This is a genomic window from Kitasatospora hibisci, from assembly GCF_043950205.1.
GTDB lineage: Bacteria > Actinomycetota > Actinomycetes > Streptomycetales > Streptomycetaceae > Kitasatospora > Kitasatospora hibisci.
The window spans coordinates 3,145,496-3,158,550 of record NZ_CP171642.1 but is presented as its reverse complement, the minus strand read 5'-3'; the positions used below and the strand labels follow the sequence as shown (position 1 = coordinate 3,158,550).

The following is a 13,055-nucleotide window of genomic DNA, read 5'->3' as shown; positions in this document are numbered from 1 at the left end:
CCGGGGTGGCAGCCTCCCATGCGGGGACGGCCGGGCGGGAGTCGGTGGTTCGTTCTGCGGAATGAGAAAATCGGTGAGAGCGGTGGGCGTGGCAAGCTGACGCCATGTGCGGTCGCTTCGCCTCCAGCAGCAAGCCCGAGGACATCGTCGAGCTCTTCGGCGTCCGGCAGTGGGACCCGGCCGAGACGCTGGCCCCGAGTTGGAACGTCGCCCCCACCGAGAGCGCCTTCGTGGTGCTGGACCGGGTGCCCAAGGGGGAGTCGGCACCGGTGCGGCAGCTGCGGGTGCTGCGCTGGGGCCTGGTGCCGGCCTGGGCGAAGTCGCCCGAGACCGCGGTGAAGATGATCAACGCCCGTGCGGACACGGTGCACGAGAAGCCCTCGTACCGGCAGGCGTTCGCCTCCCGTCGGTGCATCGTCCCGGTCGACGGCTACTACGAGTGGCAGACGGTGCCGGGCGAGCGCGGCAAGCCGAAGAAGAAACCGTTCTTCGTCTCCCGGGCCGACGGCAGCCCGCTGGCGCTGGCCGGGCTGTACGAGTTCTGGCGCAACCGGGCGGTGCCGGCCGGCCACCCGGAGGCCTGGCTGGTGACGTTCACCGTGGTCACCACCGAGGCGGAGGAACTGCTCGCCCCGATCCACGAGCGGATGCCGCTCTTCCTGGACCGCGGGTCGTTCGACGACTGGCTGGACCCGGGGCCGAGGGACCCGGACGAGCTGCGCCGACTGCTGATACCCCCGCCGCCCGGCGCGCTGCTGGCCACCCCGGTCTCGCCGGCGGTCGGCAGCATCCGCAACAACGGTCCCGAACTGACCCGGCCTTGGGACGAAGCCGAGTTCGAGACGACGCTCTTCTGACCCGTTCTCCCCTTCTCCCCGTCTCCCCTTCTCCTGGAGCCCGCGCGCGATGACCACCGAACTCGTTCCGACCCCGGCCGGGGACGCCCGGATCACCCTCCGTCCGGCGGCCGCCCCGAAGGCGCTGCTGGCGCTCGGGCACGGCGCCGGCGGGGGGATCGAGGCGCGCGACCTGGTCGCACTGGCCGAGGCGCTGCCGCCGCGGGGGATCTCGGTGGCGCTGGTCGAGCAGCCCTGGCGGGTGGCCGGGAAGCGGCTCGGGCCGGCGCCGAAGACGCTGGACACCGGCTGGACCCCGGTCGCCGAGCGGCTGGCCGGGCCGGGCCTGCCGCTGGTGGTCGGCGGACGCAGCGCCGGCGCCCGGGTGGCCTGCCGGACCGGTGCGGCCACCGGTGCGGTCGGCGTGGTGGCGCTGGCGTTCCCGCTGCACCCGCCGGGCAAGCCCGAGAAGAGCAGGGCGGAGGAGCTGCTGGAGTCGGGGCTGCCGACGTTGGTGGTGCAGAGCGCTGCGGACCCGTTCGGCGGCCCGGAGGAGTTCCCGGCGCTGCCGGCCGGCCACGAGCTGGTGGCGCTGCCGTACGGCAGCCACGGCTTCGAGGTGCCGAAGCGGGCGCCGATGGGGCAGGACGACCTGCTGGAACTGATCACCGCGGCGGTCGGTGACTGGGTGCTCGGCCTGCTCTGAGCGCCGGCCCGGTTCGGACAGCGCGCCGTTCCGGTGGTCGGCCCGGTCCGGGCGCCGCGGCGCTTCGAGTGCCGGAGCGCGCCGGCCGGCCCCGCGCCGGCGGGAGCGGGCGGTCGCCGCCCGCTCGCCAGCCCGTCTGAATACCCGGCCGGCGGCGGGAATGCGGGCGCGGTCCGCATGGTTGACAAGCTCGTCAGCTTGAGTCCCGGTGGAAGGCAGCACAGATGGGTTCGATCGCGTGCCCCGAGCGGCCGGAGGAGCGCGAGGCCGCCACGGCCTTCACCCCCTCGTGGTCGGAGTGGCTCGTCGCGGGCGAGAAGCCCGTGAGCCCGATATCCTCCCTCTCGGGGCAGCCCGCAGCGGGCGGTCTGCGCCATGCCGAGGAGGTGGGTCCGGTCGTCGGGACCGAGCACGAGACCGAGCCGGGCCGGGGCCCGGAGGAGGGCCTGCCCGCGGGCGAGGCGCTCACCGGTGAGGAGCTGGCCGAGGCGATCGGTGAGGACACCTTCCGGGTGTCGGCGGAGGAGACCGAGGAGGCCCGGCGGGAGCGCTTCGAGCGCGACGCCCTGGGCTACCTGGACCCGATGTACTCCGCCGCGCTGAGGATGACGCGCAACCCGGCCGACGCGGAGGACCTCCTCCAGGAGGCGTTCGCGAAGGCCTACGCGTCGTTCCACCAGTTCCGCGAGGGCACCAACCTCAAGGCCTGGCTGTACCGCATCCTCACCAACACGTTCATCAACTCGTACCGCAAGAAGCAGCGGGAGCCCCAGCGCACCGCTGCCGAGGAGATCGAGGACTGGCAGCTGGCCCGGGCCGAGTCGCACATGTCGACCGGTCTGCGCTCGGCCGAGACCCAGGCGCTCGAACACCTCCCGGACAGTGATGTGAAGGACGCCCTCCAGGCCATCCCGGAGGAGTTCCGCATCGCCGTGTATCTCGCGGACGTAGAGGGCTTTGCGTACAAGGAGATCGCGGACATCATGGGTACTCCCATCGGTACGGTGATGTCCCGACTGCACCGCGGTCGCCGTCAGCTGCGCGGCATGCTGGAGGACTACGCCCGTGAGCGCGGGCTGGTCCCGGCCGGCAGCGGGGCAGGGCAGGAAGCGAAGGGCTCGGGCTCATGAGCTGCGGCGATCCGCACGACACCGAGTGTGGCGAGGTCCTCGACCACCTCTACGAATTCCTCGACAACGAGATGGCCGAGGGTGACTACGCCAAGTTGCGCGTGCACTTCGAGGAGTGCTCGCCATGCCTGGAGAAGTACGGCCTGGAGCAGGCGATCAAGGCGTTGATCAAGCGCTGCTGCGGGTGCGACGACACCCCGGCCGACCTGCGCGGCAAGGTGCTGGCCAGGATCGACTCGATCCGGGCCGGGCAGCGCACCGGCGAGACGGTGGTGGTCTCCGTCGAGACGACGGCGGAGCTCCACGGCGAAGCCGGTCCGGGGCGCGGGGCCGGTCCGGGCCGCGAGGCGCGGGACACCGCGGCCGAGCCGGCCGGCGACCAGGCCCGGCCGGGCACCCCGGTCGAGGCGGGAGCCCCGGCGGAGTGAGCCCGCGTCGCCCGTGTGCGCGGGCGGCCGGAGGAACGGATCGGGCGGCCCCGGAGCGCGTGCTCCGGGGCCGCCCCCTTGCTGCTCGCGTGCGCCGTCACTCGTTCGAGTGAGTTGGCGGTGCGCCAACTGCGGCATTCCGCGATCATGCGTCCCTACGCCGAAGCGGCGGCCTATCCTCCTGACGGACACTCACCGCCGGGCCCCCGGTGTGCTGAGCGCTGAGCGGGCCAGGACGCGGGGAGGTCGAGATCGCTACCGACAGGGGAGAGGCGGACCTGCCGCGGGGCGCGCTGGCCTACCTCGTGGCCGTTCCGGTCGCGGCGCTCTGCTGCCTGCTGCCGCTGCTGCCCGTGCCGGAACCGCTCGGCGTGCCGCGCTGGCTCGGCAACCCCGTCGACTGGCCCAAGGTCGGGCTGCTCTCCTTCCTGCACGGCTGCTGGGAATCGCTCGCCCAGGGGCTGACCACGCCCTGCCTGCGACTGGTCCGGGTGCTGCTGCGCCGGGCGCCGCTGGCCGACCGGCCGCCGGCCCGGCCCTGCGCCAACGCCTTCTTCCCGGTGCTGTTCGCCGGGGTGCTGATGCTGCCGCCGGCCGCCGCGGCGCTGGTCGCGGTGCCGCCCGCCCTGCTCGGCTACGCCGAGTCCGACCGCGGGCGGCGGGTCTGGAACGGCGCACAGCTCGGGCTCTCGGCCTTCGCCTCCTCGACCGTCTTCCACCTGCTCTCCGGGCCGCAGCTGCTGCTCGGCTCCCGGTTCCCGGCCGCGCTGCTCCCCGGGTGTGCCGCACTCGGTGCGTTCTGCCTGGTCAACAGCGTCCTGGTGAGCGGCATGCTGGTGCTCGCCGAAGGCCGGCGGCCGACCGTGCTGCTGAGCGGGCCGGCCACCTCGATCGGTCTGCCGGTGCTGGTGCACGCGGCCGGCGGGCTGATGGTCGCGGTGCTCTGGCAGGGCCCGTACGGCGCGTTCGCGGCGCTGCTGGCACTGCTGCCGCTCTCCATCTCGGCCTGGGTGTTCGCCCAGGGCCACCGCGAGCGCGACGCCCACCAGGCCACCGTCCAGGCGCTGGTGCAGGCCGTCGAGATCAAGGACTCGTACACCCGCGGGCACAGCGAGCGGGTCGGCAAGGCGGCCGTGCTGATCGCCGATCAGCTCGGCATGGAGGCAGAGCGGCTGCGCACCCTGCGGTACGCCGGGATCCTGCACGACGTCGGCAAGCTGGGCGTCGCCACCGAGCTGCTGCGAAGAAACGGCCCCCTGACCGACGCCGAGCGGCGGGCGGTGGAGGTGCACCCCGTGCACGGCTACGAGCTGGTCCGCGGGATCGCCTTCCTCGGCGAGGCGCACGCCGGCATCCTGCACCACCACGAGCGGGTGGACGGCCGGGGCTACCCGAGCGGGCTGGTGGGGGAGCAGATCCCGGAGTTCGCCCGGATCATCTCGGTCGCCGACGCCTTCGACTCGATGACCTCCACCCGCTCCTACCGCCGCGGCCGGCCGGTGGCGGAGGCGGTGGCCGAGCTGGAGCGCTGCGCGGGCAGCCAGTTCGACCCGGTGATGGTCCGGGCGCTGGTCGACGCGCTCGCGGAGCACGACTGGCAGCCGGTGCTGCCGCCGTCCGGCGACTGCATCAAGGCGGTTCCGGACATCCCCCTCGGGGTCCCCGAGCCGGCCCGGGCGGCCCCGCGCCGCGTGCCCGCCCAGGGCGGCAGCGTCCCGACGGCCGGGCCGTCGTGATCGCGGCGACCGGGGGCGCCCGGAGACCGTCCCGGCGGGCTGCGGGCGGGCCGCTGCCCGTGGCGGTGTACGGCGGGGTGGCGGCGGTGCACGGTGCGGCGCTCGCACTGCTCGCCATGGCCTTCGGGGTGGTCGCGGTACGCGGGGTGGCCGAGCCAAGGGTGGCGCTGGCCTTCACGGTGCTGATCGCGCTCGGCGAGTGCGTCCGGATCACCCTGCCGGGCGACCGGGAACAGGCGCCGATCGGCGCGGCCGGCGCGCTGGCATACGCGCTGCTGGGGCCGTTGCGGGGGCTGCCGACCGGGCACGGGGTGTTCCAGGCGGTCGCGGTGACCGGGGCCGGCCTGCTGCTCGCGCTGCCGCCGGCCCTGCTGCTGCCCCGCGGCGCCCGCGGGCACCGACAGGCGCCCTGGCGGGACCAGGCCCGCCTGGACGGCGCGGCCCGGCGGCTGCTCGGGGCGGGCTTCGCGGCGGCGGTCTTCCAACCGCTCTACACCAGCGGTGCGGTGGACCGCTTCTCCGCGGACGGGCCGGTGTACGGGGTGTTCCTGACCCTGGTGGCCGCGCTCGCCGCGCTCTGCGACGCGAGCCTGGCCGCGGTGCTGCGGCGGGCCCGGAGCGGACTGCGGTTCCCGGCGGCGCTGGAGGACGAGCTGCGCTCGCTGTTCGGGATCGGCTCGGCGATCGCCGCGACCGGGCTGCTGGTCAGCCTGGCCGCCGGCGAGGTGGGGCTCTGGGCGCTGCCGTTGTTCTGCGCACCGCTGCTGCTGGCCCAGGTGTCGTTCCGCCGGGCCGCCGCCGTCCGGGCCACCACCGGGCAGACCATCGCCAGCCTGGCCCGGGCCACCGAGGTGGCCGGCTACACCCCACCCGGGCACGCCCGCAGGGTGGCCGACACCGCGTGCGCGATCGGGCGTGAGCTGGGCCTGGGCACCCGTGAGCTCGCCCTGTTGGAGTACGCGGCGCTGATGCACGACGTCGGGCAGCTGTCGCTGGTCGAGCCGGTGCCGGACGGGGCGACGGCGCTGCTCCCGGACGAGGAGCAGCGCCGGATCGCCCGGCTCGGCAGCGAGGTGATCATGCGGACCGGGGTGCCGCGGAAGGTGGCAGAGCAGGTGGCCCGGCTGGCCGACCCCTGGCAGGGCGGGCCGGCCGCAGCGGACGGCGAGGTGCCGCTGGCGGCCCGGATCATCCGGGTGGCCAACGCGCACGACGACCTGCTGACGGCTGCGCGCGGGCGCGGGGTGGGCGAGGCGGTGGGGCGGCTGGAGGTGCTGGAAGCGCTGCGGCTGGGCCGGGGGCGGCTCTACGACGCCCGGGTGGTGGATGCCCTCGTCCGGGTCCGCGGCTAGCGTGGGGCCTGTACGCGGCGGCGGGACGGAGCGCGGACCCGCTGGGGTTGAGGCGCGGCGGCGGGGCGGGCAGGCTGGGTAGGGGCGGGCGCCGGCGGTGGGGGCAACCACGACGGTGGGGAGCGCGGGCGGCGGCGAGCGTGGTTGGATGCGGTCGTAGCGTGGAACACCGACCCGGGGTACCGGGCCCGTGGCACGGGAGTGGTTACGGGACTTGAGCGGACGACGACGGCAGGGACGAACGTGAGGATCTTCCACCGGGCACGGCACCGGCCGTCCGCCACCTGGCGGCAGACGACCGACCGGGCTTTCACGCTGATCGGCGACGGCCGGTACGAGGACGCGGGTGCGCTGCTGGTGATGGCGGCCGACCTGGAGCCGTGGCTGTCGGACTCCTGGTTCAACCTCGCGCTGCTGCACAAGTTCCGCCGGGACTGGGAGCAGGCGCGGGCGGCCGGGCTGCGGGCGGTGGCGCTACTGGACCGCGAGCAGGGCGCCCCCGACTGGTGGAACCTGGGCATCACGGCGACGGCGCTGCAGGACTGGCCGCTGGCCCGGCGGGCCTGGCAGGCGTACGGACTGCGGCTGCCGGGCGGCTCCGGCGCGCAGCCGGACGGGCCGGTGAGCCTGGACCTCGGGACGACGCCGGTGCGACTGTCCCCGGACGGCGAGTCCGAGGTGGTCTGGGGCCGGCGGCTGGACCCGGCCCGGATCGAGGTGCTGTCGATCCCGCTGCCGTCCTCCGGCAGACGCTGGGGGGAGGTCGTGCTGCACGACGGGGCCCCGCACGGCGAGCGGGTCACCGACGGCGTGGCCTACCCGGTGTTCGACGAGATCGAGCTGTGGGCGCCGTCCCCCGTGCCGACGTACGTCGTGCTGCTGCAGGCCGCGACGGCGGCTGACCGGGACGCGCTGGAGCGGCTGGTCGCGGACGCGGGCTACGCGGCGGAGGACTGGACGTCGTCGGTGCGGCTGCTCTGCCGGGCCTGCTCGGAGAGCCGGATGGCGGCCGACGACGGGCACACCGCCCACCACGATCCGCACGACGACGGCGACGCCGCCCACCCGGGGCACCTCAGCCACCTCAGTCAGGGCGGCGCGGCCGGGATGTCCTGGCTGGTGGAGCGGGAGTGCGGGATCGCGGCGCCGGCCCACCTGGTGCGGGCCCTGCTGGACCGCTGGGCGTCGGCCTCCCCGGGATCGCGGGCGTACCGGGATCTCGAAGAAGTCTGCTGAGTACCCTGGTGAGGTACGCGTAGACCTATGGAAGCGGAAGACATGGCGGAGCAGGCCGAGCAGCACGAGCACGACGAGAATCCGAACCCGAAGATGGTCGGGGAGGAGCCGGACCTCACCAAGGGCACCGCGCGCCCGATCACCGTGGTCGGCAACCCCGTCCTGCACCGCGAGGTCAAGGACGTCACCGCGTTCGACGGCGAGCTGTCCGCACTGATCGACGACATGTTCCAGTCGATGTACGCGGCCGAGGGCGTGGGCCTCGCGGCCAACCAGATCGGTGTGGACCTCAAGGTCTTCGTCTACGACTGCCCGGACGACGAGGGCGTGCGCCACATCGGCCACGTGATCAACCCGAAGCTGGAGGAGTACCCGGCCGACCGCCGCCGGGAGCTGGACGACAGCAACGAGGGCTGCCTGTCGGTGCCCACCGCCTACGCCGAGCTGCCGCGCCCGGACTTCGCCGCGGTGACCGGTGTGGACAAGGGCGGCCGGCCGATCCGGGTCGAGGGCACCGGCTTCTTCGCCCGCTGCCTGCTGCACGAGACGGACCACCTGTACGGCACCCTCTACATCGACAAGCTGTCGAAGCGGGACCGCAAGGACGCCCTGCGGCAGATGGCCGAGGGGACGCCGCGGTACGCGACCGTGCCGAACGAGTAACGGCCGAAGGCGTGTTGAGGGCCGGTGCGGAGGTTCCGCACCGGCCCTCGGGCTGCCCGGGGCCAGGCGCTACGGGCTACGGGAGGAAGAGCCACTCCGGGCCGTAGGTGAAGTGGGGGTCGAGGGGGAGCTTGACGTTGTTGATCTTCTGGGCGGCCTTGCGCATCTTCCCCATCAGCTGGGGGGCCGGGTCGACCGTGCCGTCGCCCGAATCGCTCCAGGCGGTTTCGAGGGCGCGCAGCATCTGGCTGTAGAGCTGGTTGAAGTCGTGCAGCAGCCCGGCGGTGTTCGCGTCGGGCTCGTTGCCGGGGGAGTTGATCCAGCCGCCCTCGGGGATCCGGGCGACCGGAGAGGTGTCCGGCAGCGGGATGTCAGGACCGACGAAGTCGAACCCTCCCTTCTGGCCGACGGGGACGAACTTCTTGCCGACCGCGATCTCCTTGAAGGCGTAGTAGTGGGCGAGTTCGTCCGGGGCGCCGGGGAAGGGGTTCTCCGGGGAGGCGTCCGTGCCCTCGCCCTGGGTCTGGATGACATGGATGGCGGCGAGCACGTCGTCGATGTGGTTCATCGGGACGACGTCGTTGCCGGCGCCGTGGCTCGTGAGCTGGACGTCCACCTGGCGCTGCCCGGTGATGAGGCCGGCGAACTTGGGGAAGACGTTGGCGATGCGCTGGTAGAACGCGCCGATGGTGTTGCCGTCGGCCGCGAACCCGAGCGGGTGCTCGGGCTTCTCGATGGCGGCGAACAGGGCGGCCGACTCGCGGCTCAGTCCGCCGAGGTACACCTCCAGGCCGGGGTTGACGCCGCCGGGCAGCTGGCCGGGGTACTTCGGCACGGTGGCGGGGTCGGTGAGGACGACCTTGCCGCCGATGGTGGTGAGCATGTTGCAGACCAGCCCGAAGTGCGACATCTCGTCGAAGATGATCTCGCGGATGGTGTGGCGGACGGGCTTGCTGTTGTCCGGATCGGTGATCGACCAGAGGGCGGTGGCGTAGGGCGGGATGGTGGAGAGCTCCAGCATGATCGCCCGCTGGAGAGCGTCCTTGAGCTCCTGCTCGGTCCAGTCCTCCTCCGCGACGTCCATGAGCTGGACGATCGCGTCGCTTCCGTAGTCGAGGATTCCGGTCGCCATGGTGGGTCCCTTTCGTTCGGGTGTCGCCGGACCGTAGCCGGGGGCGGATCGTGTACGGAGGCATGCCGTCGGTGTGGCTCGGGAGTTCATCCGGACGGGCGGCGCGTGGAGCTGTTGCCGTCCCGGCCCGGGGACGACGTCGGGCAGGGGATGTCCTGACGGGCCCTGTTGGGGCAGGCGATCACGTAGTGGCCGGACCATCGGACGTCGGACACCCAGCGGGCCCACACGACGTCCGAGGCGTCGGCCAGCTGTTCGAGCGCGCGGCGGCGCCGGGCCGCGATCGGCAGCCAGGGATCACCGGCGGGTGTGTGTTCCGCGTAGCGTGCCGCGAGCCAATCGGCCGCGGCGGCCGGCGTCTCCCAGGTGCCACGGACCTGAGCGGCCGGGCGCAGCAGCCACCAACCGGTCATCAGGGGTGGCAGCTCGGAGAGGCGGAACCCTGCGCCACCGACCGGCCGCCGCTCCGACTCCTTCGCCAACAGCCGGCCGTCACCGGCCCATTCGTAGCCGTGGAAGTGTAACTGCGCTTCTCCTCCGGGCATTCGCACCCCGCCCGGCCGCCCGCACGGGACTGCGGGCGGCCGGGGCGGTCGGGGCGGTCGGGCCGGCGTCAGACGGACAGGCCGAACCGCGCGGGGTCGATCCCGGCGGTGGTCAGCTCCTCGGCGGTGAACAGCAGCGGCTCGCGGTCGGGACGCTTGCTGTCGCCCAGGGCGAAGACGCCAGGGGCCTGCGGCACCGCACCGAGGGTCACGCACGACTCGCCGTCGTCGCCCCCGCCCTGGTTGCCGCCGCACGCGCGGTTGAACTGGATGCGGGAGAGGTCGAGTTCGTAGAGGTTGTGATCGGTCATCGCCTGCACCTTCCGGTGTTGAGAGTGGATCCGCGGGAGGTCGGTCAGCCCCACAGGCTGATGCGCGTGGTGAGCTGGTCGACGGGCACCTGCCGCGGCGGGGTGGCCGGCTCGAACAGCGGCCGGACCAGTGCCCGGTCGTCCCGGAGGCCCACCACTTCGACAAGGCCCCCGGTCGTCAGGTCCTTCCGAACCGGGTTGTTGTCGATTCGCGCCATGAGCTCCGCAAGCGTCCGGCGACGCTTCGGCCCGGTCGGCTGTGCGGAACCCGCAGCGGACATGGAGGACTCCCGTGACTCGCGGACCGTTTCGGTGAGTCACCAAGTTAGGGGTGGGCCGGCGGGTTTTCCGGACGCTTTCCTGTCACCGAAAGAACTCGTCCCGGATTCCTCGGGCGACCGCGGGGTTCTGCGCTCTCTGCGCAGGAAGTCGGACTGGCCGACTCCCTGCGCTGTTCGCCAAAACGACTCGGCTTCTTGCTTAACTTGCTTGGAGACATGGCAGCGCCGCGGGCCACGGCTTTGGCCTCTTTACCAGAAGCCTGCCGAAGTTCCCGCAGCGCTGACCCGAGCTGTGTTCTGTTCACTCGCCGTGCTCGGCCCACCATTCCGTGAACGGAACGGCGTTCGCCATCGCGATGTCACGGTACGCCCGGAACCGGGCGGCCACGGCGCCGGTGAGGAACTCGGCTCCGAGGTACTTCCCGTTGCCGTCGTAGCTCATCTCGGCAACCCTCTCGTCGTCGAAGAGCCAGAAGTCCGGTGCCGCGGGAAGGGGGTTCTCCTGGCTCGTGGTGTCGAGGATGAAGAACTCCTCACCGGCTGCCATGTTCCGGTGGTAACCCCATGCGAGTTCGAACCGGAGGTATTCCGTGAGTGGGCGGGCGAGTACGTGTACCCGATACATGCGCCTGCCGGATCGAGTGGCGTTGGCTACAGTCTCGACCCAGGCAGCGGTCCTGAAGCTCTCCGGCTGTCCCCCGCCGGCGAGGAAGGCCTGATACGCGTCCACCCCGCCGGACTGGCTGTAGTCGTCCAGCGTTTCCAGTCGGAACGCCTCGCGACCGAACTCTGAGAACCAGTCCCCGAGGGTCCTAGATGAGGTTGTCACGGATGGCCTTTCGGATGAGTTCGATGGGGATCTCGACCAGCGTCTCGTGAGCCGGAACCTGAAGACGGTGCTCGGTGAGGTGCTCGCCCTGGACGGCTAGCGTTCCGCGATCCGTCAGGTAGAGCGTTGGGCAGTCGCCGTCTTCACAGGAACCCGCAATCCGTGTCAGTTCCATGTTGCCCCCTCGCTCGGTCTCCCTACGATGCTCCCGACTCGGGTCAGGCGTAGGCAAGACGTTCGTGTTTCCACTACTGGAAATTGGCCCTCCTTCGAACGGGCGCTCAAGAGTCGAGCAAGGACGGCGCCTCTTCCCGGCGGGCCCTTGCGAGGAGCAAGGGCCCGCCGGAACGACCCGTTGTGGCTGGGCCGGGGCGGTGAGCAGAACCCGGCCGGCTTCGGGAGCTAATGAGATGCCGTGAACTCCTCGAAGGGCACGGGGTTGGCCAGGGCGATGTCCCGGTACCGCTGGTATTCGTTCAGTCGGTCGTCGGTCAGGAGTTCGGCACCGATGAACCTTCCGGCCTTGGTGTAACGCATCTGGTAGACGCAGGAGTCGTCGAAAAGCCAGAAGTCGTGGTCGGGCAGTCCGAGCACCTCCTGCCGAGCGGTGTCGATGATGCCGATCGACTCGCCGGCCTTGATGTTCCCGGGGTATGCCGCCAGCTCGTATCGGAGGTAGTCCGACAGGGGAGACCGGAGGACGTGCACCCGAGCCACCTGCTTGCCCAGGCTCGTCATCGAGCGAACCCAAGGGTTGTCGGCGCAGTCGGGCGGCAGCCCCTTGCCGGCGAGGAAGTCGGCGAACTCCTCGCGCTCCTCGTCCACGTCGTAGACGGCCAGCGTTTCGAGTCGGAAGGCCGTTCGCTCGAATGTCTCGAAGAGGCGGCCGAAGTCTTGACCCTTAAGCACGGAAGTGATCCTCCAGAGGGGTACTCGTCGACTCGTAGCCTGTCCTGCTCGGTGCTGCGGGATCAAGGACGCGATCGTTCGAGGACTGGAATGCGACTCCCACGCCCTGGCCTGGCGTGAACGCCAGGCCAGGGCGTGGGAGTTCAGGGGTGATGGGTGGTGATGGTGATGGGGTGGGCGGTCCAGCGGGTGAGGGTGCCGACGTAGAGGGTGGTGCTCCAGAGGCCGCTGCGGTCGAGGCAGCGGGCGACGCCGTCGCCGCGGCCGGGGCCGATGCACACGCGGATGAAGTCGCGGTGGGCCTCGCGGACGGGGCGCGCTCGGACGTGGTCCCAGAGGACGGGGAGCGACGTGGCACCAGACGAACTTGCCGATGCCTCCGGTGCGGGGGCAGCAGCCCCACTGGGTGGCCAACTCGTGGACGAGGAGCAGGCCTCGGCCCGCCTCGTCGAAGTCCGAGGCGTCGCGGAGTGCGGGCTCGGCGCTGTCGGCGTCGTGCACCTCGATGCGGAGCAGGTCGTCCGTGAGCCTGAACCGGATCTGGATCAGGCGCCCTCGCGGCGTGCGGGCGTGCCGGATGGAGTTGGTGACCAGCTCGGAGAGCAGCAACTCGCCGGTGGAGAGCAGGCCTTCGGAGCCAGGGTGGTCGGCGAGGAAGCGGCGGAGTTCGCGCCGGGCCGCAGCGGCGGACCTCAGGTGCCGGGGCAGCCAGCAGGCGTGTTCGGTGGGGGCGGTGTGGGAGGGGGAGACGGTTTCAGGCATGGCGGGGCCACCTCCGAGGGGTGCGGGGTGAAGAGCGCTGAAGAAGGCATGGGAATGCCCGGGTGATGAGTCGCCATGATCACGTTGCGTGGAATGACTCACTACGTTGAGTAGCATGCTCCTGGGGTCTTCTAAAGTGCAAGTCCCCACTTTGGAAGTGATCAAAGATTGTTGTCAGGAGCGGAGGGCGGCAGACTGG

At 72.0% G+C, this 13,055-nt stretch carries 16 protein-coding genes and 1 pseudogene; 8 read left to right on the top strand and 9 right to left on the bottom strand.

Going from position 1 to position 13,055, the window contains the following annotated elements; genetic code table 11:
• Positions 1-104: 104 nt before the first annotated feature.
• From ACF9IK_RS13400 to def, 8 genes are all read left to right on the top strand, one after another.
• Positions 105-857, top strand: a complete 753-nt coding sequence (locus ACF9IK_RS13400; RefSeq protein ID WP_395294442.1) for an SOS response-associated peptidase — start codon at positions 105-107, stop codon at positions 855-857.
• Between the two features lie 49 nt (positions 858-906).
• Positions 907-1,542 (top strand): alpha/beta hydrolase family protein, encoded by a 636-nt coding sequence (locus ACF9IK_RS13395; RefSeq protein WP_395294441.1) that lies wholly within the window; start codon positions 907-909, stop codon positions 1,540-1,542.
• A 386-nt stretch (positions 1,543-1,928) separates the two neighbouring features.
• A complete protein-coding gene (locus ACF9IK_RS13390) occupies positions 1,929-2,672 on the top strand; it encodes a sigma-70 family RNA polymerase sigma factor (protein ID WP_395298562.1) in 744 nt (247 codons plus the stop codon).
• Positions 2,669-3,100: a mycothiol system anti-sigma-R factor gene (rsrA, locus tag ACF9IK_RS13385; protein WP_395294440.1), complete on the top strand. Its 432-nt coding sequence runs from the start codon at positions 2,669-2,671 to the stop codon at positions 3,098-3,100. Before ACF9IK_RS13390 ends, rsrA begins: the two co-directional genes overlap by 4 nt.
• Before the next feature lie 305 nt (positions 3,101-3,405).
• Entirely contained in the window at positions 3,406-4,836 is a 1,431-nt protein-coding gene (locus ACF9IK_RS13380) for an HD-GYP domain-containing protein (protein WP_395294439.1), read from the top strand.
• A gap of 116 nt (positions 4,837-4,952) precedes the next feature.
• The gene (locus ACF9IK_RS13375) at positions 4,953-6,188 is read left to right on the top strand and encodes an HD-GYP domain-containing protein (protein WP_428846384.1); all 1,236 of its coding nucleotides are present in this window, start codon (positions 4,953-4,955) and stop codon (positions 6,186-6,188) included.
• A gap of 243 nt (positions 6,189-6,431) precedes the next feature.
• A complete protein-coding gene (locus ACF9IK_RS13370) occupies positions 6,432-7,424 on the top strand; it encodes a tetratricopeptide repeat protein (protein WP_395294437.1) in 993 nt (330 codons plus the stop codon).
• Positions 7,425-7,517: 93 nt separating this feature from the next.
• Positions 7,518-8,087, top strand: coding sequence for a peptide deformylase (gene def / locus ACF9IK_RS13365; protein ID WP_395298561.1), 570 nt, complete (start codon positions 7,518-7,520; stop codon positions 8,085-8,087).
• Positions 8,088-8,163: 76 nt separating this feature from the next.
• Here the strand turns inward: def and ACF9IK_RS13360 are convergent, their stop codons facing one another.
• The 9 genes and pseudogenes from ACF9IK_RS13360 to ACF9IK_RS13320 form a co-directional block, all read right to left on the bottom strand.
• Positions 8,164-9,219 carry a ferritin-like domain-containing protein gene (locus ACF9IK_RS13360; RefSeq protein ID WP_395294436.1) on the bottom strand — a complete coding sequence of 352 codons (1,056 nt, stop codon included), beginning with the start codon at positions 9,217-9,219 and terminating at the stop codon, positions 8,164-8,166.
• A gap of 86 nt (positions 9,220-9,305) precedes the next feature.
• Positions 9,306-9,764: a hypothetical protein gene (locus ACF9IK_RS13355; protein WP_395294435.1), complete on the bottom strand. Its 459-nt coding sequence runs from the start codon at positions 9,762-9,764 to the stop codon at positions 9,306-9,308.
• A 68-nt stretch (positions 9,765-9,832) separates the two neighbouring features.
• Positions 9,833-10,075 (bottom strand): DUF397 domain-containing protein, encoded by a 243-nt coding sequence (locus tag ACF9IK_RS13350; RefSeq protein ID WP_395294434.1) that lies wholly within the window; start codon positions 10,073-10,075, stop codon positions 9,833-9,835.
• A gap of 44 nt (positions 10,076-10,119) precedes the next feature.
• Positions 10,120-10,356 carry a hypothetical protein gene (locus ACF9IK_RS13345; protein ID WP_395294433.1) on the bottom strand — a complete coding sequence of 79 codons (237 nt, stop codon included), beginning with the start codon at positions 10,354-10,356 and terminating at the stop codon, positions 10,120-10,122.
• 301 nt (positions 10,357-10,657) lie between these two features.
• On the bottom strand, positions 10,658-11,185 hold the full coding sequence (locus ACF9IK_RS13340) for a DUF6879 family protein (RefSeq protein ID WP_395294432.1): 528 nt from the start codon (positions 11,183-11,185) through the stop codon (positions 10,658-10,660).
• Positions 11,169-11,360: a hypothetical protein gene (locus tag ACF9IK_RS13335; RefSeq protein ID WP_395294431.1), complete on the bottom strand. Its 192-nt coding sequence runs from the start codon at positions 11,358-11,360 to the stop codon at positions 11,169-11,171. The genes ACF9IK_RS13340 and ACF9IK_RS13335 overlap by 17 nt, the downstream gene beginning before the upstream one ends.
• Positions 11,361-11,587: 227 nt before the next feature.
• Positions 11,588-12,094: a DUF6879 family protein gene (locus ACF9IK_RS13330; protein ID WP_395298560.1), complete on the bottom strand. Its 507-nt coding sequence runs from the start codon at positions 12,092-12,094 to the stop codon at positions 11,588-11,590.
• A 143-nt stretch (positions 12,095-12,237) separates the two neighbouring features.
• Positions 12,238-12,375 carry a hypothetical protein gene (locus ACF9IK_RS13325; protein ID WP_395298796.1) on the bottom strand — a complete coding sequence of 46 codons (138 nt, stop codon included), beginning with the start codon at positions 12,373-12,375 and terminating at the stop codon, positions 12,238-12,240.
• A gap of 184 nt (positions 12,376-12,559) precedes the next feature.
• Positions 12,560-12,856 (bottom strand): annotated as a pseudogene (locus ACF9IK_RS13320) (ATP-binding protein); the annotation flags it as partial.
• Positions 12,857-13,055 lie beyond the last annotated feature (199 nt).